The sequence below is a fragment of the Okeania sp. genome, from assembly GCF_035285525.1.
Lineage (GTDB): Bacteria > Cyanobacteriota > Cyanobacteriia > Cyanobacteriales > Microcoleaceae > Trichodesmium.
This window is the reverse complement of sequence record NZ_JAYKGW010000241.1, coordinates 1-23,707: the sequence shown is the minus strand read 5'-3', so window position 1 is coordinate 23,707 and position 23,707 is coordinate 1. Positions and strand designations below refer to the sequence as shown.

The 23,707-nt window shown below is 34.4% G+C and carries 16 protein-coding genes and 1 pseudogene; 10 read left to right on the top strand and 7 right to left on the bottom strand.

What is annotated here, in order from left to right; genetic code table 11:
• From VKJ25_RS22830 to VKJ25_RS22825, 3 genes are all read left to right on the top strand, one after another.
• A partial coding sequence (locus tag VKJ25_RS22830; RefSeq protein WP_483143752.1) for an SLOG cluster 4 domain-containing protein occupies window positions 1–484 on the top strand: 484 nt, incomplete at its 5' end.
• Window position 485: 1 nt separating this feature from the next.
• Entirely contained in the window at window positions 486–581 is a 96-nt protein-coding gene (locus VKJ25_RS24785) for an SLOG cluster 4 domain-containing protein (protein ID WP_375340366.1), read from the top strand.
• Between the two features lie 345 nt (window positions 582–926).
• Window positions 927–2,393: a RecQ family ATP-dependent DNA helicase gene (locus VKJ25_RS22825; RefSeq protein ID WP_324238946.1), complete on the top strand. Its 1,467-nt coding sequence runs from the start codon at window positions 927–929 to the stop codon at window positions 2,391–2,393.
• A gap of 119 nt (window positions 2,394–2,512) precedes the next feature.
• On the opposite strand, the gene lspA is transcribed toward VKJ25_RS22825, so the two are convergent.
• From lspA to bioB, 3 genes are all read right to left on the bottom strand, one after another.
• Window positions 2,513–3,025 (bottom strand): signal peptidase II, encoded by a 513-nt coding sequence (gene lspA, locus VKJ25_RS22820; protein ID WP_324238945.1) that lies wholly within the window; start codon window positions 3,023–3,025, stop codon window positions 2,513–2,515.
• Window positions 3,026–3,128: 103 nt separating this feature from the next.
• Window positions 3,129–3,713, bottom strand: a complete 585-nt coding sequence (locus VKJ25_RS22815) for a biotin transporter BioY (protein WP_324238944.1) — start codon at window positions 3,711–3,713, stop codon at window positions 3,129–3,131.
• Window positions 3,714–4,093: 380 nt separating this feature from the next.
• Entirely contained in the window at window positions 4,094–5,200 is a 1,107-nt protein-coding gene (gene bioB, locus VKJ25_RS22810; RefSeq protein WP_324238943.1) for a biotin synthase BioB, read from the bottom strand.
• Window positions 5,201–5,503: 303 nt separating this feature from the next.
• On the opposite strand from bioB, the gene pstS (VKJ25_RS22805) reads away from it, so the two are divergent.
• From pstS (VKJ25_RS22805) to pstB, 5 genes are all read left to right on the top strand, one after another.
• Window positions 5,504–6,574 carry a phosphate ABC transporter substrate-binding protein PstS gene (gene pstS, locus VKJ25_RS22805; RefSeq protein WP_324238942.1) on the top strand — a complete coding sequence of 357 codons (1,071 nt, stop codon included), beginning with the start codon at window positions 5,504–5,506 and terminating at the stop codon, window positions 6,572–6,574.
• A gap of 429 nt (window positions 6,575–7,003) precedes the next feature.
• Window positions 7,004–8,083, top strand: coding sequence for a phosphate ABC transporter substrate-binding protein PstS (gene pstS, locus VKJ25_RS22800; RefSeq protein ID WP_324238941.1), 1,080 nt, complete (start codon window positions 7,004–7,006; stop codon window positions 8,081–8,083).
• 324 nt (window positions 8,084–8,407) lie between these two features.
• Window positions 8,408–9,382 carry a phosphate ABC transporter permease subunit PstC gene (pstC, locus tag VKJ25_RS22795; RefSeq protein ID WP_324238940.1) on the top strand — a complete coding sequence of 325 codons (975 nt, stop codon included), beginning with the start codon at window positions 8,408–8,410 and terminating at the stop codon, window positions 9,380–9,382.
• Window positions 9,383–9,644: 262 nt separating this feature from the next.
• A complete protein-coding gene (gene pstA, locus VKJ25_RS22790; protein WP_324238939.1) occupies window positions 9,645–10,529 on the top strand; it encodes a phosphate ABC transporter permease PstA in 885 nt (294 codons plus the stop codon).
• Between the two features lie 316 nt (window positions 10,530–10,845).
• Window positions 10,846–11,664, top strand: coding sequence for a phosphate ABC transporter ATP-binding protein PstB (gene pstB, locus VKJ25_RS22785; protein WP_324238938.1), 819 nt, complete (start codon window positions 10,846–10,848; stop codon window positions 11,662–11,664).
• A gap of 1,306 nt (window positions 11,665–12,970) precedes the next feature.
• Here the strand turns inward: pstB and VKJ25_RS22780 are convergent.
• The 3 genes from VKJ25_RS22780 to VKJ25_RS22770 form a co-directional block, all read right to left on the bottom strand.
• The gene (locus tag VKJ25_RS22780) at window positions 12,971–14,401 is read right to left on the bottom strand and encodes a response regulator (RefSeq protein ID WP_324238937.1); all 1,431 of its coding nucleotides are present in this window, start codon (window positions 14,399–14,401) and stop codon (window positions 12,971–12,973) included.
• A gap of 800 nt (window positions 14,402–15,201) precedes the next feature.
• Window positions 15,202–17,400, bottom strand: coding sequence for a hybrid sensor histidine kinase/response regulator (locus VKJ25_RS22775; RefSeq protein WP_324238936.1), 2,199 nt, complete (start codon window positions 17,398–17,400; stop codon window positions 15,202–15,204).
• A 1,154-nt stretch (window positions 17,401–18,554) separates the two neighbouring features.
• A complete protein-coding gene (locus VKJ25_RS22770) occupies window positions 18,555–18,728 on the bottom strand; it encodes a hypothetical protein (protein WP_324238935.1) in 174 nt (57 codons plus the stop codon).
• A 656-nt stretch (window positions 18,729–19,384) separates the two neighbouring features.
• On the opposite strand from VKJ25_RS22770, the gene VKJ25_RS22765 reads away from it, so the two are divergent.
• On the top strand, window positions 19,385–19,945 hold the full coding sequence (locus VKJ25_RS22765) for a DUF2854 domain-containing protein (RefSeq protein ID WP_324238934.1): 561 nt from the start codon (window positions 19,385–19,387) through the stop codon (window positions 19,943–19,945).
• Between the two features lie 189 nt (window positions 19,946–20,134).
• On the opposite strand, the gene VKJ25_RS22760 is transcribed toward VKJ25_RS22765, so the two are convergent.
• A complete protein-coding gene (locus tag VKJ25_RS22760) occupies window positions 20,135–20,392 on the bottom strand; it encodes a CRR7 family NDH-1 assembly protein (protein WP_324238933.1) in 258 nt (85 codons plus the stop codon).
• 1,008 nt (window positions 20,393–21,400) lie between these two features.
• Between VKJ25_RS22760 and sir the strand changes: the two are divergent.
• Window positions 21,401–23,314 (top strand): annotated as a pseudogene (gene sir, locus VKJ25_RS22755) (sulfite reductase, ferredoxin dependent); the annotation flags it as partial.
• Between the last annotated feature and the right edge of the window lie 393 nt (window positions 23,315–23,707).

Sequence of the window (23,707 nt, the reverse complement as noted above, 5' to 3'; positions counted from 1 at the left end):
TCGTCCCTCAACCCAACCTACAACTGTTCAAAGTTTTGTTGGGTTTCGTCCCTCAACCCAACCTACAACTGTTCAAAGTTTTGTTGGGTTTCGTCCCTCAACCCAACCTACAACTGTTCAAAGTTTTGTTGGGTTTCGTCCCTCAACCCAACCTACAACTGTTCTCTGTTCCCAGTTAAGTGTTCTCTCTTTTCTGGAGATATCTAATGAAAAAATTATCATCGGTGTCATGGGTCCGGGAAGTGGCGCTACTTCCGTAGACTTGAAAAATGCCTATAAATTAGGTCAACTAATAGCTCAAGAATCTTGGGTTTTATTGACAGGTGGGCGGAATATGGGTGTGATGGATGCTGCGAGTCGGGGTGCAAAGTCTGTTAATGGTTTAACTATTGGTATTTTGCCTGGCAATAATGTGGATGGTATTTCTGAGGCGGTGGATATTCCTATTGTTACTGATATGGGTAATAGTCGGATGGGATGTTAATGTGCTTTCTAGTGATGTTGCGATCGCCTGTGGGATGGAAGCGGGTACTGCTTCAGAGGTTGCTTTGGCAGGAATAATAAAAGGATTATTTTGTTGAATAGTAATTTGGAAAGTCAGGCTTTTTTTGTTAGTTTGTCTCCGGAAACTGTTTTTGTGGTGAATATCCCAGAAAGTGCTATTGAGGTGATTAAAAATTTGATTTTAGGGAGTAGGGAGCAGGGAGTAGGGAATAGAGGACTTAGAAACCCGGTTTCTTGAAGAAACCGGGTTTCTGTTAGTTAAATAGATTGTAAGATTTTATGGTAGGGGTTTGGTTTCCAAACCCAAGTGCAAAGGGATTTGGAGACCAAACCCCTACAGTTTTTTCTGACAAATATATAAAACAAAAAGTAATAGCTGATAAGCTGTTAGCTGATGGCTAAATGCTTACTTCATAACTGAAATGAATAACTCACAACAAATATCTTGGAATATAGTCAAAGAAACATTCAAAAAAATCTGGGGATATGATGATTTTCGACCTCCACAAGGAGAAATAATTAACTGTTTATTAACGGGAAAAGATGCTTTAATTATAATGCCAACTGGAGGGGGAAAATCAATATGTTTTCAACTTCCCGCCCTTCTACAAACAGGTTTAACATTAGTTATTTCTCCCCTAGTTGCTTTAATGGAAAATCAAGTACAAGAATTAAGCGATCGCTCTCTACCTGCTGCTTTACTCCACAGTCAACTTACTTCCCAAAAAAAACGAGAAACATTCCAAAAATTAGAACAAAATAAACTCAGATTACTCTACCTTTCTCCAGAAACATTATTCAACGAAAAAATCTGGAATTTATTATCTCAACCCCAGACAAAAATCAATGGTTTCATATTAGATGAAGCTCACTGTTTAGTACAATGGGGAGAAACATTTCGCCCTGCTTATAGACGTTTAGGAGCAGTTAGATCGGCATTAATAAAATCTAAACCACCAGGTACAAATATTGCGATTGCAGCATTCACCGCTACTGCGGATCCTGAAGCTCAAAAAATTATCAAAAATACCCTAAAATTACAAAACCCAACACAATTTTTACTTAGTCCTTACCGAAATAATTTACATCTAAAAATTCAATATATTTGTACTCCTAGAATTCGCCGTCAACAATTATTTAAGTTTATCAAAGCTAGAGAAAAACAAGCTGGTTTAGTTTATGTGAGAACTAGAAAAGATAGTGAAAATTTAGCGGAAATATTACGAGTCAAAAATTATCAAACTACAGCTTATCATGCTGGTTTAAGTGGGGAAGAAAGACGACATATTGAGAAAGTTTGGATAGGTGGAGAAATAAATTTTGTAGTCTGTACTTCTGCTTTTGGAATGGGAATAAATAAACCAGATGTGCGCTGGGTAATACATTTTCAAGCACCATGTCTTTTATCAGAATATATTCAAGAAGTTGGTAGGGGAGGTAGAGATGGAAAAATGGCAGAAGCTTTAACTTTAATTAGTGAACCAACTGGTTGGTTAGATTCGGAGGATAAACAAAGACAAAAGTTTTTAGCAGATAAATTAAGGTCGCAGTATCAGACAGCAGAAAAATTAATTAAGCAACTGCCAACTACGGGAAATATTAATAGTTTAATAGATGAATTTCCTAATGCAGCGATCGCTTTATCTATTCTCCATTCTTCTGGAAAATTGAGATGGCGCGACCCGTTTAATTATATTATTAATAAGTCTAGTAGTGGTAAAAAAGCATCTTTAAATTACAGTTCAGGAGTTGAGGAAATGAATAAATATTGTTCTACGAAAAAATGTCGATGGCAATTTTTATTAGAAGCATTTGGTTTTTCTCAAGAAGCTCAAAATATGGGTTGCGGTCATTGTGATAATTGTAATAAAAGAGGGAGTAGGGAGTAGGGAGTAGGGGGAAAGAACTACAACAATTTTTGAGTTAGTGAGGCACAAAATTTTGTTTAGTAATTAATTTTGGTAACACAAGCAGGATGCTTGTGTTACAATTTAGTCATAATAATTATTTACTTCTTCCTTCTTGCTTCTTCCTTCTGACTTCTTCCTTCTTCAGCAAAAAACGTAGTAATTAGTAAACAAATAATCCCAATATTAATCGAAATATCTGCCACATTAAAAATAGGAAAATTGATCAGGCGAAAATGTAAAAAATCTACAACATAACCAGAAACAAACCTATCAATACCATTACCTAATGCTCCTCCTAAAATTAAACCATAACCTAGTTGTTCCCAGGGATTAAATTTAGGTCCGAACCAAGCAAAACCCATGAGACCTAAACTAACTATTAAAGATAACCACCGTAACCAATAAACTCCACCATTACTAAAAAGACTAAAAGCTGCTCCAGTATTAGTCACATAAGTAAAGTGAAATACACCAGACCATAAAGGTAGACTTTCTCCGAGTTGAAAATTTTGTACCACCCAAAATTTTGTTAGATGGTCGAATACAATGCTGATAATAGCAACTATCCAGAATAAAGGATTTTTTTTTAAACGTAATTTCAAATTTAACAATTAATAATTATCTTAAATTTACTGTTAGTTGTATTAGATTAATGTGGAATTTTCTGTATAAAAACTCATTGCTAAATGCTGAATGCTAAAAGCTGATAGCTAGTTAATAAAACAATAAACGTCGTAAAAAATAAGCCATAACTGCAATAGCACATATAATTCCTAGTTGTCCTGGAAAAGGAAAAATAGAATATCTAAAAATAGCTTCAAATAAAGGTAATGAATCTGTATTTTTCCACCCTAAAATATTACTAATAATTAAATAAACTAACCCAGTTACATGAATACTTAACAAACCACATAAACAGCTAAAAGCTAATGATTCTAATTTAGGATATGCTGTAAAAGCTAGATTTCCACACACCCAAGCTCCAGGAATAAAACCTAATAAATAACCAAAACTAGGTTCTCTCAAATAACCAATACCACCACCGTTAGTAAACACAGGTAATAATGTTAGACCTAACAATATGTAGGCTATTTGAGAAATAACAGCAGCATTTTTTCCACCTAAACAACCTACTAATAAAACTGCACCAACTTGGTAAGTTACTCCTAAAGAAAAAATCTTAATTTCTTGTTGTTCCCATATCCAAGTAGGACTAGCAAAAGAGGCTGGTAAAAATGTTGCAGCAATTGTTAATAGTAAACCTACAACTGCCCAAAGTAATTCTACTGTAATTGCCATTTCAGTTAAGTTGAGAGAGGGAACACGGAACAGGGAACAGGGAACAGGGAAGAAATAATAATTTTATAGAGGGAACAGGGAACAGGGAACAGGGAACAGGGAACAGGGAACAGGGAACAGGGAACAGGGAACAGGGAAGAAATAATAATTTTATAGATGTAGGTTCGGTTGTTCCCGTTAGGGTTGCGCAGCATGGTAGCTTGGTTCTCCGCAGAAGTAACCCAACAAAAATCTTTCTCCTGTAGGGACGTATCGCTGCGCGACATGTTTGCGGAGGATTCCGGAACGGAAAACGCATTTTTGTTATGCAACGTCCCTACCTCGACTCCCCTACTCCCTAATACACTATTTTAGCTGAAACAGTGCACCACCATTAGTGTTTATGGGTAAGTTCTATTAGTTTTAACAGGAGTTTCTCCACCCTGCAGTCCTAATGATTCTAGCATTGCTTGGTCTTTTTCTGGGGGTTGACCAAGAGTTGTCAAATAATGACCAATCAACATAGCATTAATACCAGCCTTCAAACCTAAAGCTTGTAATTCTCCCATCACAGCTTCTCGTCCTCCAGCATAACGAATAATTTGCTGTGGTAAAATCAGACGGAAAATAGCGATCGCTTTCAAAGCATCATAAGGCTCTAATTTGGGCACATCACCCAATGGCGTACCTTCACGAGGATTTAACAAATTCAAAGGTACAGACTCAACTTCTAACTCTCGCAAAGCTAAGGCCAAATCTATTCTATCTTCCCAAGTTTCTCCCATACCAATAATACCCCCAGTACAAGCCTGAATACCTACTGCTTTTAGATTGTTCACTGTTTCTACTCGGTCATACCAACTATGAGTTGTGACAATTTCTGGGTAAAAATTCTCAGAGGCTTCCAAATTATGATTGTAGCGAGTCACTCCTGCCTCTGCTAGTGCTTTAGCTTGTTCGGGAGTTACTTCTCCTAAAGCACAACAAGGCTTAATATTAGTTTCAGCAATTATTTGTCGTACCGTAGCCAGAATTTCTTCAAATTCTGTAGACTTGGGACTGTTATACTTAATCCCTCTACCCTGAGACACTAAGCAAAATCTTTTCGCCCCACCTGCTTCTGCTGCTTTTGCTTGAGCTAAAATTTCCTCAGTAGACTTAAGGCCATAAATAGGGGAACCTTCTCCTGGATGATGAGCTGATTGGGAACAAAAGCTACAATTCTCTGAACAGCCTCCAGATTTGACATTAACAATGCTACACAGATCTACTATGTTACCACAACAAGCTTGACGAACTTGGTCTGCAGTTTCACAAAGTAGCAGAATATCTTCCTCTCCTGTAATTTGAGTCAGTGTCATAGCTTCTTCTCGACTAAGACGATACCCAGAAATAATTTGCTTGGCTAAATTATGAAGTTGTTGTTGTAACTGACTTCTTGTCTCTGGCAAAGATAGGAAAGCTTTGGTATTAGTTTCTGTATGGGTTGATAGGGGTGTTTGAACCACGACTAACCTTGTAATTACTATATTGTTTGATGAAATTGAATTTTACCATCTTTCCACCACATATTCATAATAATTAACTTTAAAGGAAAATATAGCAGAAGGCAGAGGGCAGAAAGCAGAAGGAAAAATCAAGATTTTTATTATGGGTTTTCAGCTACTGATAACTGAAATAACTCCTTACTTGCTCTTTCCTAGAATTTTTTTAACCTTTCCTTTACCTATTTTTTACCTGATTTTTACCTCTGTATGTTCAACTATCATTGATTCTAACTTTTGTTAAATTCAATATCAGAGAGTAAATACATGACACTTGGTATCAATCTTAGTCGAGTAATTCGTAATACCTCCAAAGCTTCCCTCGTAGCATTAACTATTGGTTTAGTTACTACAGTTGCTGGAGTAAAGTACAGTCTAGCCCAACAAAAAGTTAAGCTTTTAGGATCGGGTGCATCTTTTCCTGCTCCACTGTATCAGCGTTGGTTTAAAGATTTTAAAGATGTTAGTGTAGACTATCAATCCAAAGGTAGTGGTGCTGGTGTTAGAGATTTTACTCAAGAATTAGTAGATTTCGGTGCTTCTGATGTGGCAATGAAAGATGATGAAATTGCCAAAGTTAAGAGAGGTGTTATCATGCTTCCTATGACAGCAGGTAGTGTTGTGTTAGCTTACAATGTTCCAGGTGTATCTAACCTAAAATTATCCAGAGCTGTTTATGTAGATATATTTTTGGGTAAAATTAAAAACTGGAATGATGCTAAAATTCAAGCTATTAATTCTGGGGTAAATTTGCCTAACCTACCAATTACGGTAGTTCATCGTTCTGATGGTAGTGGTACCACTGGAGTTTTCACTAAGCATTTGAGTGCTATTAGTCCAGAGTGGAAGAGTAAAGTAGGAGAAGGTAAGACTGTTCAATGGCCAACAGGTGTTGGCGGTGCGAAGAATGATGGTGTAGCTGCTCAAATCAAACAAATAAAGGGAGGAATAGGATATATTGAGTTTGGTTTTGCTAAGAGCGCTGGTCTCCCTACAGCAGCTCTACAAAATAAAGCTGGTAAATATGTTAGCGCTTCTCAAGATTCAGTTAAGGCTACTTTAGCAGCAGTAAAATTACCTGGAAATCTTCGTGCGTTTATTAGCGATCCTGACGGTGCTAATTCTTATCCTATTGCTACTTATACTTGGATGCTAATGTATAGCAAGTATGATGGATCTAAAGGTGTAGCTATAGAAAAAATGGTTGAATATGGCTTAAATGAAGGGCAAAAGGTAAGTGCTGAATTAGGTTATATTCCACTACCTAACAATGTTCGTCAAACAGTTGCTGCTGCTGCTGATAAAATTAGCTCTGGCTATCAAATTAAACTTAAGTAATTTTTAGTAAAAAAATGATTAAACCCTTCTTATTCTTGTATACAAAGAAGGGTTGATTTTTTGGTTTTTGTAGTTTATAGAAAAGCTTTATTATTTGATAATGTAAGGCGGAAGGGTGAGAATAATTTGGAAAAACTACCTTTTCATAAGTGGAGTTTGTATTAGATAGGAATTGGAAAAAGGGTCTTTATTTGTGACTAATAAGGTGATACTTTTAACTACTTTCTCTGATATTTTGATTCGACTTTAAATATAAGATTTTTCTGAGAAAATTTAATTAATATCCCCTATATTTATGCTAATAATTCACTATCATCAACCTTCCTTTAACCTTCCTTTAACCTTTCTTTAACCTTCCTTTAACCGCAAAATGTGAAGCTTTCGTTTATTCTTTTTAGTGTCTAGAAAAATATAGAAACCTAAGCAACTATGGAATTTGGTATAAGTCTTTCTGGAATAACTAATATTACAGCAAAGGTATCGGCAGTAGTTATAACATTTGGTTTGGCTTCCTGTAGTGGTGGTAGTAATAATGGAGGTGGTTCAGTAAGCTTAGTTGGAGCTGGAGCTTCTTTTCCATCACCTATCTATCAACGTTGGTTTCAAGAGTTAGGTAATACTGACCTTAATATACAAGTAGATTATCAGTCAGTTGGTAGTGGAGCTGGTGTGGAAAGATTTACTCAAGAGTTAGTAGATTTTGGTGCTTCTGATGTGGCAATGAAAGATGATGAAATTGCCAAAGTAGGGAGAGGGGTTATCTTACTACCGATGACTGCGGGTAGTGTGGTTTTAGCTTACAACTTGCCTGATATTTCTGGTCTCAAACTTTCCAGAAAAGTTTATGTAGATATCCTTTTGGGTAAGATTACTAACTGGAATGACCCCAAAATAGCTGAAATCAATCCGGATTTGACTTTGCCAGATCAAGCTATTACAGTTGTATATCGTTCTGATGGTAGTGGTACAACTGGAGTTTTCACCCAGCATTTAAGTGCTATTAGTCCAGAGTGGAAAGAAAAAGTAGGAGAAGGTAAAACTGTTCAATGGCTAACAGGTATTGGTGGTGCTAAGAATGATGGTGTAACTGCTCAAATTAAACAAACAGAAGGAACTATAGGGTATGTTGAGTATGGTTATGCTAAGAGTGCTGGCCTCAGTATGGCTTCTCTAGAAAATCAAGCTGGTAAGTATATAGAGCCTGCTCCTGAATCAGCGGCAGCAACTTTAGCCGCAGTTACATTACCTGAGAATTTACGAGCTTTTATTACCGATCCAGAGGGGGAAGATTCTTATCCTATTGTAACTTATACTTGGATGCTTGTTTATGGTAGTTATGATGATGCAGATAAAGCTACAGGTATAGAAAAAATGATTGAATATGGTTTAAATGAAGGTCAACAAGTTAGTTCTGAATTAGGTTATATTCCTCTACCTGAAAATGTACGTCAAAAAGTTCTAGAAGCTGCTGATAAAATTAGTCCAGATTACACCATGACTCTCAAATAAAATCAAAAAAAGTTTAATTCATAATTTAGTATTTTGAATTAAACTTTTGTCATTTTGGGAAAAGAATATATAGCAAATTCTAATTATAAGAAGCACGGATTTAATTATTAAATATTCGCATATTAGCGAACCGGAAATCTTGCTTAGGTGTACTTCATAAAAGTGGAATCTGCTGTCATTTCAAAAGTATCTTTAAAAAAAATTTATAAGTAAATTAATCAAGGCTAGAAAAGGTAGAAAATTTGTGAAAATTCAGCAGAAATAGCTAATAGCTAAAATCTGAATATTTATGAACAATTTACGTTAGGTAGAATCAAAAAATATATGGTTGCACAATCTCAAATTCAAAAAGATAATCGCTCTCGGAGTGATGGAGAAAAAAAGTTTGATAATGGTTTTATTATCCTGACTAAAATATTTGCTTGGGGTATAGCAGTTCTTTTGATATTAATGGCTTTAACTGTAGCTTCTCGTGCAATACCATCTATTAATGAATTTGGTCTGAGTTTTCTTTTCAAAAGTGTTTGGAACCCTGTTGCTAATGATGGGCAGGGTGATTATGGTGCATGGCCAATGATTGTGGGAACCTTGGTTAGTTCTATTTTCGCCCTATTTATTGCGGTTCCTCTAGGTGTTGGTACAGCAATATTTCTAAGTGAGGATTTTCTCCCTAAAAAAATAGTTGTTCCATTGACTTTTATGGTGGAATTATTAGCAGCTATTCCTAGTGTAGTTTATGGTTTATGGGGTATTTATGTTTTACTTCCTTTTCTTGAACCAGTGGAAGCTTTTCTTGGTCAATTTTTGGGGTGGATTCCACTATTTTCTATTCCAGAAGGTGTCCGTGCAGGAGGTCCGGGAATGTTTCCTGCTGTTGTTATTTTATCAATAATGATTCTACCAATTATTACGGCAATTTCTCGTGATTCTCTTGCTAGTTTACCGCCTGATTTACGACAAGCTTCTTTGGGTTTAGGGGCTACTCGTTGGGGTACTATTATTAGGGTTTTAATTCCTGCTGCTTTTTCGGGAATTGTTGGTGGTGTAATGTTAGGTTTAGGAAGAGCTATGGGAGAAACTATGGCTGTAACTATGTTAATTGGTAATGCTAATTCGATTAAGTTTACTCTTTTTGCTCCTGCTAATACTATCGCTTCTTTGATGGCAAATCAATTTGCTGAGGCTTCTGGTTTACAACTTTCTGCTTTGATGTATACAGGGATAGTTCTGTTTGTTTTAACTTTACTTGTAAATATACTTGCTAATTGGATTGTGAATCAAATTAAAGCTAAGTATTAATTGGGATAAATAGCTAATTTATAGGATTTCAAATTATTAGAAAAACTAGAAAATGAGGATGCAAATTAATTCAGGTGTAAATATTGAGCGGTCATTTGTCAACTATTAGCTATGACTTTATGTTGAAGGAAAAGCTTTATTTAAACTTGAAACTTTAAAAATAAAGTTTGATTGAACCAGAATTAAATCTGATTACATACAAAGGTAGAATATTATAACTGATAACTGATAATTGATAACTGAAATGTAACTGATAACTGAAATGAAAAATACTACCGATAACCCACAATCTTCTATTAATCTAAAAAGAAACCCTACTAGCTCCAGGGAAATTTTTAATAAAGTGATGACTGCTTTATCAGCTAGTTGCATAGTTATCACTCTTATCCCTCTCTTTGCTGTATTAATTTATGTTTTTATTAAAGGAGTAAGTCGTCTAAATTTAGATTTATTTACTCAATTACCTCCCGCAGCAGGTCAAACATCAGGGGGTATTGCTAATGCTATTTTAGGTACAATTATGGTAGTAGTAATTGCTAGTTTAATTGCAGTACCTTTTGGTATCTTAGCAGCAGTTTATTTGTCAGAATTTAGTGACGAAAAAACTTCCCGCCCAATTCGATTTGCGACTAATGTTTTGAGTGGTGTACCATCAATTATTGCTGGGGTATTTGCCTATAGTTTATTGGTTTTAACTATGGGGAAATTTTCTGCATTTGCTGGAGGAGTTGCTTTATCAATTTTGATGTTACCTACTATTATTAGAACTACTGATGAGGCTTTACAAATAGTTCCTAAAGATATTAGATGGGCATCTGTAGGAGTTGGTGCTTCTAATTATCAAACTGTTTTACAAATAGTTTTGCCTGCTGCTTTACCAGGTATTATTACAGGTATAACTCTAGCGATCGCTCGTGCTGCTGGAGAAACAGCTCCACTACTTTTTACTGTGGTTTATTCTAATAATTGGCCTCGTGGACCTTTGGCGCCGACTGTACCATCTTTGGCATATCTAGTATATGAGTTTGCCCGTAGTTTTGATTTGGTTTTACAAGAGTTTGCTTGGGCAGGTTCTTTGGTGTTAGTTTTATTGGTTTTAATTACCAGTATTCTTTCTCGTTGGGCAACCAGTCAAAAGCAATTTTGATTAATTGATGATGAATAATTACTTCTGGTTAAAACTTTACTTAATTTAATTGATAATGGATAATGAAAACTATCTATAATTATCAATTATTTATTTAAAAATAGAGGTTTTAAAGTTCTGGAGAATAATTATTAGTTAATTGGTAAAAGTAATTCTCAAATTGAGGAAGAATTAAAAGTTACTACCAATGTAATTTTCTCTAAACTAAGAAGGAATTATTCGTTGATTTGCTGATGGCTGATGGCTGACCGCTTAAAGCTATAAAAGCTATAAATAAAATAATTTTTAGACTACAAAATTTAGGAGGTTATGTCTAATGGAGTCTCAAATAAATCTTTCTAAAGTAAATTTTGCTTCTGCTCTTTCAGCAGAAGATGTCAGTATTTTTTACGGAGGTTTTGAAGCGGTAAGAGGTGTTTCATTAGAAATTCCTAAAAATAGAGTAACTGCTTTTATCGGACCTTCTGGTTGTGGTAAAAGTACATTATTACGTTGCTTTAATCGTCTCAATGATTTGATTAGTATTTTCCGTTTAAAAGGTCGTATTCTTTATCATAATCACAATATTTATGATCCAAATATTGACCCTGTAGAAATTCGCCGTCGCATCGGAATGGTGTTTCAAAAGCCTAATCCTTTTCCTAAGTCAATTTATGATAATATTGCTTATGGAGTTAGAATTAATGGTTTGGCTAAAACTAAGGAGGAGATGGATGAGATAGTTGAGCGATCGCTACGACAAGCTGTTTTATGGGATGAGGTTAAGGATAAGTTGGGGCAAAGTGGTTTTGCTCTTTCTGGAGGTCAGCAACAACGTTTGTGTATTGCTCGTGCAGTTGCTGTTAGTCCGGATGTGGTTTTGATGGATGAGCCTTGTGCTTCTCTTGACCCTATTTCTACTATTAAGGTGGAGGAGTTGATTAATGAGCTGAAGGAAAATTACACTATTATTATTGTGACTCACAATATGCAGCAAGCAACTAGGGTGGCCGATGTAACGGCCTTTTTTAATGCAAAAGCTGAGGAGGGTGGTCAGCGTTTTGGTTATTTGGTGGAATTTGATGAAACTCACAATATTTTCCAAAATCCGAAGGAGGAAGCTACTCAACAGTATGTAAGTGGTCGTTTCGGTTAAGGTTGGTTTTTTATTTTGGTTTTTATGGGACTTGGTATTAATCAAGTCCTCTTTTCAATGAACAGTTATCAGCTTTTTCATCAAACCTTTCTTAAACTACTTAGAATTTTTCATTCTGTGAAGCACTCCAGAAGGAAAGTAGGGATTTTCTCTTGGAGACAACTTCTTTTAACTACTCAAATTTTTCATTCTGTGAAGCACCCCAGAAGGTAAAGTAGGGATTTTCTCTTGGAGCCAACTTCTTTTAACTACTCAAATTTTTCATTCTCTGAAGCACCCTAAGAAAGGAGGTAGGAATTTTCTCTTTCATAAAACCTTTTTTAACTACTCAAATTTTTCATTCTGTGAAGCACCCCAGAAGGAAAGTAGCGATCGCCTCTTTCCTCAAACCTTTTTTAACTACTCAAATTTTTCATTCTGTGAAGCACCCTAAGAAAGGAGGCAGGAATTTTCTCTTGGAGCCAACTTCTTTTAACTACTCAAATTTTTCATTCTGTGAAGCACCCTAAGAAAGGAGGCAGGAATTTTCTCTTGGAGCCAACTTCTTTTAACTACTCAAATTTTTCATTCTGTGAAGCACCCCAGGAGGTAAAGTAGCGATCGCCTCTTTCGTCAAACCTTTCTTAACTACTCAAATTTTTCATTCTGTGAAGCACCCAAAAAAATCTGAGAATTAGGGTTGCATCCTCAAACCAACCGTGGTATCATTATATCGTTGGACTTCTTTCGCCCATACACTAGACTAATTATTCAACAAAAATAAAATGTCAAAAGACTAAAAACTCTGCTTCCATATCACAAAATTTTGATTTTGTCAAAATAGCCAAAAACGGGCAAAGAAAAAAAGTCATTTTGAGCAAAGCAGATTCAGACAAAAATCAACCAAAACAACAGCAGAATAAGAATTAATAGCCATAAAAATCAGTCAAGACATAAAATATACCAACAATATCATAAGTATAGGATATCACAAAACTGAAAAAAAGCGCTAAAAATCTTGAAACTTCGTTAACCAAGTCAAAAAAATTTTCCGATTTAACAGCCAGACAAAAATAGTAAAATTTAAAATATTAAAACCAAAATTAGAAAACTATAACTTTATCTAATTTTTAATTTTCAAACATGAAAACTAAAAAAGTGGAGGTAGGGAATAGTTAAGAGCTAGGAAAGTTACAGAAGAGTTGGCTGGAAAGAGAGTAAGAGTGATTCTTATATCATAGTTCAAAAATTGAACATTTTTGAACCTGACCTGAAACAGCCTGCTTCATTTGTCAATGGGAGAAAGATTTCCATAGGCAAGCCCTGATTAAAAATTTGAATCAGTTAAATTTACATCATTTTTTCCAGTTTCTACCAAAACAAGTTTTTCTTGGCAACGTTCGATATATAAACCAGCAATATTATCAAGAGAGTTGAGCTTTTTTACTTGTTGAAAATATTCTAAAGCTGCTGCATATTTACCAACTTTCCATCCTTTAACTGCTTTATTAAATATTGATAAAGTTGCAATTTTTTCGGATTCAATAATATTCTTTTCAGTGCCTAGTAACTCATAAATGTTGATAGCTATTTGTTTTCCCCGCAAAATAACTGTATCAATCCACCTGTAATAAATTTTTTCAGGGTAAGTAGGCTGATTATTATGACTATTGCAATTTTTATTCTTAGCTTCTATCTGTTTTCCTGCTTGACAGTTATTTTGTATTTCCGAAATAACTTGCTCGCTGACAATAATTGAACATCCATAAGTCTTAGTTAAACTTTCTAAACGAGATGCAGTATTAACAACGTCTCCAATAACTGTAGAATCCATTCTTTTTTCGGAACCCAAAGTACCAATAACACCAATACCTGTATGAACACCAATACCAATTTTTACAGGTTCTCTGAGATTATATTTATGATAATTAAGATTAAAATTTTGTAAATTTTCCTGCATACTTATAGCAGCTTTCAACCCATTTAAACTATGATATTCATATTTATCAAATACTGCCATAATTGCATCACCTAAAAATTTATCTATAAATCCTTGATTAGCAGAAATACTGGTAGTCATTTCATTAAAAAAAGAATTTAACCATTTCAAAGTATCTCTTGCGTTTTGTGATTCAGCTATTGCTGTAAAGCCTCGAATATCACAAAATAGAACTGTTAGTTCTTCTTCTGTGGCATCCCCAAGTTTAATTGAGTCTACACCTTTGGGTGCTATTCTGGATAAAAATTGCTGTGGCACAAACAATCTAAATTTTTCTGATAAAACTTGATTAATTTTTAATGCTGCTGATAGTTCTAAATCACTTTGTTTATCTAGTTTTTTAGTGTTTTTTTGATATTTTGTAGTTTGAGAACGTATTTTATTTAATCGTAAAAGACTAGCAATTTTGGCTAAAAGCAAAGGAGTGTTAAATGGCTTGGTAATATAATCATCTCCCATTAATTCTAAGCCTTTTAATTGAGATTTTTCATCATTTAGGGCTGTTAAAAAAATTATGGGAATTGTGTTTAATTGTGGATTATGACGTAAGGATTTACAAACTTCAAATCCATCAATTTCGGGCATCATTATATCTAGTAATATTAAATCAGGTGGAGATTGATTAGCAATTTGTAGTGCTTTTTTACCATTGTTTGCTGATATAGTGGTGTATCCTTCTGATTCTAATAGTTCTTTTAATAAAGTTAGATTATTTGCTTCATCATCAACTACTAGAATACATGGCTGTTTGTTAGACATATTATTTAATGGATAATTAATAATGGATAATTAATAATGGATAATTAATAATTAGGGTTTGCTGAAAAAGTCTGCTAGTGAAGTAAGGGAATAGGGAACATTTAACTGGGAACAGTTTAGAGTATGTGCTACGGCCAAATTTTCTGATTGTTACTGCCAAAACCCTGCCCTGTAGGAGATGGCAATAACCAAAAACTAGGTACTTTTTTAGGACTAAAAAAGGTTAAAACCTTTATCTGTTAATGTTTTTATATTTCCATACGCAAGCTGTAATTAATAATGGATAGTAAAAACTATCTCTAATTATCAATTTAAAAGGAAAGAAAAGGTTTTAAACGTCTGGAAATTAATTATGGCTTACTACTAATTAAATATAGCAGCATTGACAGATATATAGCAATCTGTGGTTATATTGTCACGAATCAAAAACTAGAAATCTATTGGGAAAATTTTATCTATTGCTTATTACTAACTTACCTATTTCTGAAAAAAAGAAAGGGCTGGATTTTTGATGCTAATCAAATAGGATTTTTATAGTGATTTAATTGAAGAATAAAGTACTTGTTTAGATGAAATATTTTCAGATAGCAATCTTTGGTTATATTGACAGGAATGAAAAAGTAGAAATCTATGCTGAAAATTTTATCTATTGCTTATTACTAATTTCTCTATTTCTGAAAAAAGAAAAGACAGGATTTTTATATCAAGAAGTACTTGTCTCATTCTTAAGTTGAACAACTATAAATAATTTATTCCCTCCTACTTCTTACTTCTTACTTCTTACTTCCTCCTTTCTTTAACTAATTACTCAACAAAGATTTTACAGTGGAAACCATCTCTTCAATATTTAAAGGTTTACTAAGATAAGCCAATGCACCAGCATTTAAACATTTTTCTTGATCGCCCACCATTGCCATAGCAGTTACAGCAATAACTGGTACATATTGCCATATAGAATTATTCTTAATTTTCTTAATTAATTCTAACCCATCAACCTCCGGTAACTGAATATCCATCAAAATTAAATTTGGTAAATTTGGAGAAATAACCAGAGGAGAATTAATCATATTCAACATAGTTTTACCATCACTAATTAACTCAACTTCATATCCCTCTAACTCCAATACTTGAGAAATTAAAAGTTGGTTATAAGGCTGATCTTCAACTATTAAAATCCTAACAGACTTTTCAGTTTCTAATCTTTTCTCAGTATCACTCTCTGAAGATACTTGATCGTCATTTTTCGGAACAGAACTAACTGTTAACTCCTGGCGCATTTCTGTTAATGGCAACCACACCCGGAAAGTGCTACCTTTATTAACTTGAGAATCTAAAGAAATAGTTCCACCATGTAATTCTGCTAATCTTTTTGTCAAAGCTAAACCTAAACCTGTACCTTCATGTTTTCTAGATAAAGAAGAATCAACTTGTTGAAAAGGTCTAAATAACATTTCCCATCTATCTTGGGGAATACCAATACCAGAATCTTTTACCTCTAAACATAAATAAGGTGTACTAGAATTAATTGGAGAACAATCAGGTCGATAATCACCTTGAATTTGACTACCATAAGCTAAACTTCCGCTAAGTTTAACCTTTCCTCCTTCTGGTGTAAACTTAATAGCATTAGAAAGTAAATTAATAATTATTTGTCTCACCCGACGCCGATCAAGATAAGCTTCAGATATGCGATAATCTAATTCTAAAGATAAAGCCAATCTTTTTTTATCAGCTCGTGGCTGAATCATTCTTAAACAATCTGTACAAACTTCGTGAATATTAATTAACTCTAAACTTAGCTCTGTTTTCCCTGACTCTATCTTAGATAAATCGAGAATATCGTTAATTAACCCTAATAAATGTTGACCACTTTTTTGAATTAGTCTAACTTGATTAAGCTGGCGATCGCTTAATGGTTCGGATGCTTGTCGTTGTAATAAATCAGAAAACCCTAAAATACTATTAAGCGGGGTTCTCAATTCATGGGACATAGAAGCCAAAAATTCTGATTTTAATTGAGAAGAACGTTCTAATTCTTCATTAATTTGACGTAGACGTTCTTGAGACTGGGCTCTTTCTATTGCTACTCCTAAAGTACGACAAGCTGCAAATAACATATCTTTTTGGGGGGCTTCTTGTAGTTTTCGCAGGTTACGAGATTCTAAAGTCAAAACACCAATAATTGTCCCATCTGTGGCTGGGATTGGAAAAATTCCTAGTTGACCAATTCCTGGATGACGAAATCCTGGTATTGAATTGGGTTGATGAGCATAATTTTCAACATATATAGGTTTGCTGCTCTCGACGACTTCCCACAAAAGTCCTCTACCATAAGGAATACCTTTTTGCAACAATTTTTCCATTTCAGCTACTGCTGGTTTGCCATAGGTAGCAATAAATTGAGAAGTAATTTGATTAGAGATTGGTCCTGCTTGACGTTTTTTTCCTTTCCCATTGATAACTTTGACATCGCCAAAGGCAGCATTCATTACTTCTACGAGATAATTAAGGGCAAATTGGGCTATTTCTCTTAAGCTATCTGAGTATTGGAGTCGTTCGTTGAGGCCAAGGAGAAATGTTAATCTTTTTACTTCTGCATTGAGGCTAGTTTGAGACTGTTGATATATACTTATATCTCGAAAGGTTAATAGATAACTTCTGTCTGATGTAATGGTGCAGTCTACTTTCAGGGAAATTTTATTAGATTGTTCTATGTATAGTATTTGATTTTCGGTTTTGATTTTGAGGAGACAGTTTTGTAGTTGTTGACGTTGTTGGGTTGACCAATAACCTTGAGCAACTATTTCGGCAAAGATGTCATTGCTATGAGGTTTTGTTTTTAGCCACTCTGGTAATAATCCCCAAATTTCAGACAGTTTGTGATTAAATAGAATTAGGTGATGAGAATTATTGAAGAGAGCAATGCCATTATCTATTTGGTTAAGGATGAGTTCTTGCTCTTTCTTCCATCTTTGTAAATCCTTTTCAATATCATCCATTTTTTTATTTGTATATTTTTGTCATTGCTAATTTCAGTAGATGTAGAATTTACGCTAAGAAAAAAAGTTAGGACAAATCAAAAGCCTAAAACCTAGAGGAAGCAAAATTTTTCTTTCTGCCTTTTGCCTGCTGCTATATTTGCTGATAAATTTTGTGTTAAAACTCTCCTGTGGGAAAAGCTATTTCTGAAAAATAAATATTGAAATCTTTATAGAAATGGGAAGTAGGGAATAGTATTCAATAATGGATAATTAATAATTACTTCTCCCTAAAAACTATCCCCGATCAGGAAGGAATTCCTGAAACCCTTGTGGGATAGACCCCTAAACCCTCCCAGGGGAGAAAGGAGAAACAATCATAGTAGCTAAATAAAAATACTTAAGCGATCGCCAAAAAATGTATTAAAAAACATTTTTCTCTCGAAAAAGCAGAACTAAGACTGATACATAACTTGTCAAGTTTGTCAAGTTTTATGTTAAGAAAGATGTTTATAAAGCATAGCCCTAAAAGGAAGAGGATTGAATAAAAGGAAAAAGTTGATTTTTCTTGGTCGATTAGAAATGGCTAGGGAACCTATCTATCTCACCCTTCGGGAAGCTCCGCTGACGACCCGCTTTTGGAAAGTCTTTGGGTTGAGGGAGGGAGTAGGGAGTCAACCCACCCCTAACTCCTCCTGGGAGGGGAATATAGAAGTTATAGAATAATTGTAACTTAATTTTTATGCTATGATTAGTTAGAATTTTAGACTAACTTTTTGATTTTTCGGGAACTTTACCTAAGCCGCTTAAAAACTTGTACTTTTTCAGAACTAAAAAAAGCTGTAAACATTTAGCTATTATAGATTCAGCTTTTCCTGAGTTACGATATTCTTTAACTTTCCGGAGTTAAAATAATTTCTCCTTCGAGAATAATGAATCAATAACTCGTTGCTGTTAGCTGATAGTTGACGGCTGAATGCTTTCTTTGATATAGCATTTTTCAACGAAATGTAAATCTAGATTTAGGTTTTGTCTAGTAAAAAATCCTGTTTTGAGTACCTAGAAATCCTGCCTTTTAAAAGTTTAATATTTAATTTAGTTCTATTTTTTATTGTTTACTGTTCCCTATTTCCTGTTCTCTTTAGAGATAGTTTTTATTATCAATTATGCATTAATTAAGAATCTGGAAAAGTCCGCTTTAATTCATCAATCAAATCATCAATTTCTTCTAATGCTTGATTAACATCAATTCTGAGTGTACCTAAATCTGGCTTTTCGAGAAGTTTTACTAAAGATTCTCGCTTATTTTCAATAGTAGCTAATCTGACTTTGATTATTTGTGAGTCCATTGTAAATTCGTGATATGATTACTTACTTACTTACTTACTTACCTAGTGAAACATTTAACTTTCCTCAACCTACTCAACATTGAGCAAACTTAAGATAGTTATAGCTTCACTCTTACGAGTGAAGGATATTGGTGTCAAAACTAATCCTGAAAAAATTAGGTCTTTGTGATTTAGAACTTCCTTTTTTCTGCTGTATTTATGAGACAAGGTGGCTGTTAAAACCAATATTATTGTAGCACAGAAAGTCGCCCTTTTAGAGCCAGGCTTTAAACCGAATTTTTCGGTAATTGTATCTTAATTTTAGATTTTTGTGCGTTTTTTACTTTATTTAATCAATTTTGACAAGGGGACAAGAGATAGTGGGATTCAGATAAATAATCTGTTACTTGTTACTACTTCCATACATTAATTTAGTCTAACTCATTTACTGTAAGTAAACACATCTAATTTTCAGAGGTTCAAAATATTCATTGACCAAAATCTTACAACTGAATAACTTGCCAAGAAAAAATTAGAGGAAAAAGAAAAAGTTGACCCAAAATTATGGTAAGAGTAAAGTATCTGTGAAAATTACCAACTTGTAATTACCTCATAGCTTATACAAAAAGTAGTTCAGTGTTAAAACTTTGAAATTATATTTACTTAATAAGAATGATATGCTAGGTCAAATTTCATTAGCGACAGTAGGATTGGTTTTAGGTGGAGTTATTTCTGCAATTGGAACAGCAGCTTACTTTACTAATAATGCCACACTTAACCTAGCTGGATTTTTTTATGGAATACCCCTGCTTCTTGGAGGACTTGCTCTGAAAGCTGCTGAACTTGAACCAACACCTTTTACTCAACCAACCACTAAAGAAGTTCTAGCTCTTAGAGACAAACAAGCTACTCCTATCCAAAATCAACTACGTCAAGATGTGACTCGTTATAGGTATGGCCAAAAAGTTCATTTAGAAGAATCTCTGGAGCGCTTAGGTTTAAGTCCCACAAATGAGGAAAGACCAATACTCCAAGGAATAAGAGAAATAGTTATTAATGGTTATTATACTCTAGTGCTAGAATTTGATTCTTCATTAATTCCTCTAGAAACTTGGCAGGCAAAAGAAGACAAATTATCAAAATTTTTCGGGCCAAATTTGCAGGCAGAAGTAAGCCAACCGACAGAGGGAAAGATTGATGTGGCTCTGATAACGACTGAAGAAGAACAAAAAACATAATTATATCATCTAAATTGTCTGAGATTGAAAACTCCATAAATTACAGAGCTTTCTGTTGCCCGTGAAGTACACCCCCATACGGGCAAAATTCCCGCACTATAAGATTTTTACCACTTACCCTGTGCATCTTAATGCCGGAAATCTACTGTAAAATTTTCTATGACTAGAAAAAATTGAGTAGTTTTCAACCTACTTTTCCAGACGCACCACATACCATTGGATAAATTTACCATTGCTCACTTGATACTGACAATAAGTATCTCTTAGTTTTTGAGCTTGAGCATCTAGGGAAGATAATTTTTGTAAATCTCTAGGCAAACTATCTTGTTGTTGAGCTAAAATAAGTCGCAATTTTTCTAGTAGTTCTATACTTGTCATAAATTGCTCTGGTTGATTTGACTCTAATACTACATAGTTTTCTGCTTCGTACATTAGTGAATTAGGCATTTTTCTATTGAAAATTTTTAACTAATATGGTAAGCATTTTCTGCGGAATGCACTCCCATTCAGCAGTCAGCTATTAGCTATTGCTTTTAGTTTGTGATAAAAGACTTTTCATTAGCGAGTTTTTAGGTCTATCTTCGTTTAAGTAATCTCTTTAAGCTTGAGATTTTGATTGCTGAATGGGAGTGCATTCTGTAGGAAGAGTTGACAGCTAATAGCTGAATGCTTAACTACTATGATTAATCATTGACATTATAAAATTAAGTAGAATTAATTGTTTTATCTAATTTTTATATTGAAAAATCAAGTAAAGCTACAAAATAATAGATGGTATAGTCATTTTAAGTAAGAATGAAACATTTTTTTAGTTAAAATCCTTTGACAGTAAGAAATTATTGCATCAGTATAAACTAAAATGACTATAAGTATTCAGTAGTCAGCGAAAAAGCTCTCTTAGCTTTTGAAATATATCTATAATTTTCTACCATAGATTAATTATATGGTTTAATAACTCAGATTGATGGTTGAAAATTTGGTAGAAGTAAAAAAAAGCTGACTTCATTCATTTTTATTGCGCTTGAGCTGAGAGCTTACAGTAGATGTTGTTGACAAAGTACATATATATGAGAGTATAATAAAAAACTGTTGAATTATTGGTAGAGTAATGGTAAATTATTAAAAATGCTAAAGTCAAGAGATTATCAAAATAAAGCAAATTATCTATAAATAAAAAAAAGCTAAAATTAAGTTTCTAATTGTTGGTGACTTAAAAGGAATATTCAGACAGTAACTATACTAACAAATAGAAATAAAATATTAGCAATTCTTACTTTCACCAATGACCAAAAATAAGGTCTCAATCTTCTTTTTTAAATGAAGATGAAAAGCGGTCGAGGGATGGCGAGGATACCTCGCTATATCCAATCTAACAAGAAGAAACAAACTTCAGTATTTCAAGCCTCTTTATTCCAGGAGGAACTGATGACTGATAACTGATAACTGATAACTGAAATGACAATCCCATCTCAAATTTCAACCACAAATATAGCTCAGAAAACTTCTAAAGTAGAAGGAATAAAAGAAAATAGTAATTTCTTACGGGAACCCCTGGCAACCCAACTGCTGGAAGAAACAACTCACTTCACGGAAGAAGCTATTCAAATACTAAAATTTCACGGTTCTTATCAACAAGATAATAGAGATAATAGAATTAAAGGGCAAGAGAAAGATTATCAAATGATGCTTCGCACCCGGAACCCAGGTGGGTTTATTCCGCCACAACTTTTTCTCACCTTAAATCAATTATCTAATGAGTATGGTAATGGTACGCTTCGGGTAACAACTAGACAAGGTTTTCAGTTGCATGGAGTATTAAAGAAAAATCTGAAATATGTCATATCATCCATTATTAAAAGTATGGGTTCGACATTAGGTGCTTGTGGAGATTTAAACAGAAATGTTATGTCTCCCCCAGCTCCTTATAAAAATCGTCCTGAATATGAATATGCTAGAGATTATGCTAATAAAATAGCAGATTTATTAACACCTCAAACAGGAGCATATTATGAAATTTGGCTGGATGGAGAAAAAGTAATTAGTGCAGAAGAAGCTCCAGAGGTAAAAGCGGCTAGACAACTTAATATTAATGGTACAATATTTCCCAATAGTGAAGAGCCTATTTATGGTACTCACTATATGCCCAGAAAATTTAAGTGTGCAGTAACAGTTCCAGGGGATAATTCCATAGACCTATATACTCAGGATGTTAGTCTAGTTGTAATTACTAATCAAGCCGGAGAATTAGAAGGATTTAATGTTTTAGCAGGTGGTGGCTTAGGTCGTACTCATAGAAAAGAAGAAACTTTCCCTTGTCTAGCTCAAGAAATTGGATATATCCCCAAAGAAGATATATTTAATTTCGTTAAAGCTATAGTAGCTACTCAAAGAGATTATGGCGATCGCTCTCAACGTCGTCATGCTAGAATGAAATATTTAATCCATGACTGGGGAGTAGAAAAATTTAAGGCTAAGGTAGTAGAATATTTTGGCAAGTCTATTGCTCCCTTCAGACCTTTGCCAGAATGGAAATATTTTGACTTTCTAGGATGGCATGAACAGGGAGATGGAAACCTATTTTTAGGAATTTCAGTAGAAAATGGTCGGGTAAAAGATGACGATACATCTCAGTTAAAGACAGCTATACGAAAATTAGTTGGTTTGTTTAAGCTACCTATGCTTTTAACAGCTAACCATAATATCATTCTCTACGAAATTAAACCACAGCAGCAACAAGCAATAGAAAAAATATTCTCTCAGCATGGTATCAGAATAGAAAAAGAGATTGATCCCTTAGTCCGGTATAGTATGGCCTGTCCTGCTTTACCTACTTGTGGACTTGCTATTACAGAATCAGAGAGGGCCTTACCTGGCATACTGGGACAAATTAGGTTATTGTTGGACAAGGTGGGACTAGGACAGGAGCATTTTGTAATTAGAATGACAGGATGTCCAAATGGCTGTGCTAGACCCTATATGGCGGAATTAGGATTTGTTGGTAGTGCTCCTGATGCTTATCAGATTTGGTTAGGGGGTTCGCCTAATCAAACACGACTAGCAAAACCTTATATTGACAAACTGCATATCAATAATTTGGAAGCTGAGTTGGAGCGAATCTTTATTTATTTCAAGCAACAACGGCAACCAGATGAGAGTTTCGGTGATTTCTGTAATCGTGTCGGTATTGAAGCCATCCGTAAGTTTGTAACCAACAATCAATCTAGTTTCTCGATGAATACAGATATTAACAATCCAAGTTTTACTTCAGTCAATTCTGAAAAGAATATTCCAGTAATTACAAATGTTACTCAGACGACTCCAGAGACTAAACTTCCAGAGCAACAGATAAGTACAACAAATCTGGAAAATAATCAGCAAGAGAGTTCTATTAATTCTCCAGTCAATTCACCTACTAATATTGATGGTGGTACATTGGTAACTCCATTAAATACTGTTGTGAATCAAACGACGACAAATACCACTGAAGGAGTAACTACTGAAACTCAGCCTGTAAATAGTTCTACTTTTACTGATACACCAACACCTGTACCTGTAAGTCAAGAGGTAAGTCAACCAGTAGCTCCGACACCTGTACCTGTAAGTCAACCAGTAGCTCCGACAGCACCAGTAGTGGTAAGTCAACCAGTAGCTCCGACACCTGTACCTGTAAATCAAGGGGTAAGTCAACCAGTAGTTCCGACACCTGTACCTGTAAATCAAGGGGTAAGTCAACCAGTAGTTCCGACACCTGTACCTGTAAAT